The organism is Nonomuraea sp. SBT364, from assembly GCF_001083785.1.
GTDB lineage: Bacteria > Actinomycetota > Actinomycetes > Streptosporangiales > Streptosporangiaceae > Nonomuraea.
Map to the genome: position 1 here is coordinate 1 of NZ_LAVL01000325.1, position 2,534 is coordinate 2,534.

2 protein-coding genes are annotated in these 2,534 nt (G+C 71.3%); both read left to right on the plus strand.

Annotated elements, in window-relative coordinates; genetic code table 11:
• The first annotated feature begins 138 nt into the window (after nt 1-138).
• Nucleotides 139-513, plus strand: coding sequence for a VOC family protein (locus ADY59_RS47030; protein ID WP_049577806.1), 375 nt, complete (start codon nt 139-141; stop codon nt 511-513).
• A 159-nt stretch (nt 514-672) separates the two neighbouring features.
• The gene (locus ADY59_RS47035) at nt 673-2,367 is read left to right on the plus strand and encodes an endo-1,4-beta-xylanase (RefSeq protein ID WP_231619247.1); all 1,695 of its coding nucleotides are present in this window, start codon (nt 673-675) and stop codon (nt 2,365-2,367) included.
• Nucleotides 2,368-2,534: the final 167 nt, after the last annotated feature.

Sequence of the window (2,534 nt, forward strand, 5' to 3'; positions counted from 1 at the left end):
GGGGGCGGGGGTAGTTAAAAAAGAGAGGGGGGGGGGGGGGGGGGGCACCCCCGCGCCCCCCCCCCCGCCCCCCCGGGGGGGGCGGGCGCGGGGGCTCCCCGCCCGCCCCCGGCTCCCGTGTGCGGCGATGATGGAGGCATGCCTTCGACCTTCACGCTCTCGGCCACCGTCCTCGACTCGCCCGACGCCCGCGCTCTGGCCGGCTTCTACCGGCGGCTGCTCGGCTGGGAAGCGGAGCAGGACGAGCCCGGGTGGGTGACGCTGCGCGCCCCCGGCGGCGGCGCCGGGCTGTCCTTCCAGACCGACGAGGGCTACGTCCCGCCGGTCTGGCCCCCCGCTCCCGGCCGCCAGCGCATGATGGCGCACCTGGACATCGAGGTGAGCGACCTCGCGGCCGCCGGCACCCTGGCCGAGGAGGCGGGCGCCAGGCTCGCCGATCACCAGCCACAGGACGACGTCCGCGTCTACCTCGACCCGGCGGGTCACCCGTTCTGCCTCTGGACCCGCGGATGAAAGTTTCACATGCACTCCGATAGTTTCTGTTCGCCACCTGCGCCGATGGCGCCGCGCTCTTCCTGGCATTGACCGCGCTGCCGCATGTCAATACCTTCCCCGCAAGGGTCCCGGGCTGGTGAAACTTTCGGGATCGGAACTTCGCGGAGGTAGGTGCTCGTGCTCTCGACATCGCTCAACAGATCCGGAGCCCGGATCAGAACCCTCACGGCGGCGGCCGCGCTCGCGCTGCTGACCGTGTTCCTGGCTCCCGCAGGCCCCGCCGACGCCTCGGCGGCCCTGCGTCAGCACGCCGCCGCGCGCGGCAAGTTCATCGGCGCCGCCCTCGCCACCGGCCCGCTGTCGAACGAGACCCAGTACCGCAACATCGCGGCCACCGAGTTCAACCAGATCACCGCCGAGAACGCGATGAAGTGGGACGCCACCGAGCCCAGCCAGGGCCAGTTCAACTTCTCCGGCGCCGACGCCATCATGGACTTCGCCGAGCAGAACGACCAGCAGGTCCACGGCCACACGCTCGTCTGGCACAACCAGACCCCGAACTGGGTGCAGAACCTGTCGGCCACCGCCATGCGCGAGGCGATACGCAACCACATCGACGCGGTCGCCGGCCGCTACGCCGGCAACCCGTCCCTGGTCTCCTGGGACGTGGTGAACGAGGTCTTCGACGACAACGGCAACATGCGCACCTCGTTCTGGTACAACACGCTCGGCCAGAGCTACATCGCCGACGCCTTCCGCTACGCCCGCGCCGCCGACCCCGACGCCCGGCTGTGCATCAACGACTACAACGTCGAAGGCATCAACGCCAAGAGCACCGCCATGTACAACCTCGTCCGGTCGCTGCGCCAGCAGAACGTGCCCGTCGACTGCGTCGGCTTCCAGAGCCACCTGGCCATCCAGTACGGCTTCCCGAACGACCTGCAGCAGAACCTGCAGCGCTTCGCCGACCTCGGCGTCCAGGTGCGCATCACCGAACTGGACGTCCGCATGCAGATGCCCCGCGACTCCGCCAAGGACACCACCCAGGCGACCTACTACCGCAACGTGGTGAACGCCTGCCTCGCCGTCACCGCCTGCGCCGGCGTCACCATCTGGGGCTTCACCGACAAGCACTCCTGGGTGCCCGACACCTTCTCCGGCGAGGGCGCCGCGCTCATCTACAACGAGAGCTACCAGGCCAAGCCGTCCTACACCGCCGTGCACGACGCGCTCGCCGGCGGCACCAGCAACGACACCACCCCGCCGACCGCCCCGGGCACCCCGGCGGCGTCCGGCGTCACCAGCAACTCGGCGGCCCTGTCGTGGTCGGCCTCCACCGACTCCGGCGGCAGCGGCCTGGCCGGCTACAACGTCTACCGCGAGCAGGGCAGCACCGACACGCTGCTCGGCCAGTCGTCCACCAACTCCACCACACTCACCGGCCTGTCGGCCGCCACCGCCTACCAGGTGTACGTGCGCGCCCGCGACGGCGCCGGCAACCTGTCGACCCCGTCGCCGACGGTGACCTTCGAGACCACCACGGGCGGCGGCGGCCCCGGCGGCCCCTGCACCGCGGCGGGCACCGTGCAGACCCAGTGGAACAGCGGCTACGTCGTGCAGCCGGTGACGGTCACCAACACCGGCTCCTCGCCGGTCAACGGCTGGACGGTCACCTTCACCCTGCCCGCCGGCCACACCCTGACCGGCTCCTGGAACGCCACCCTGACCACCAGCGGGCAGACGGTGACCGCCAAGAACGCCTCCTACAACGGCACCCTGGCCGCCAACGCCAGCACCAGCTTCGGCTTCCAGGTCAGCCGCCCGAACGGCAACACCCAGACCCCCTCGGGCTACACCTGCGCCTCACCCTGATCTCCGCGCGGGCCGAGGGAGGATCGGCACCGGGAGCCGTACGGCCCGCGCGGCCCACGGGCGCGCCCCACACCGGGGGCGCGCCCGCCCCGTTTCTGAACCCCGTGCCCGCCCGTACCCGGAAGGTTCCTCTGGATGATGGGCGGGGGCGGGGTTCAGAAACGGGG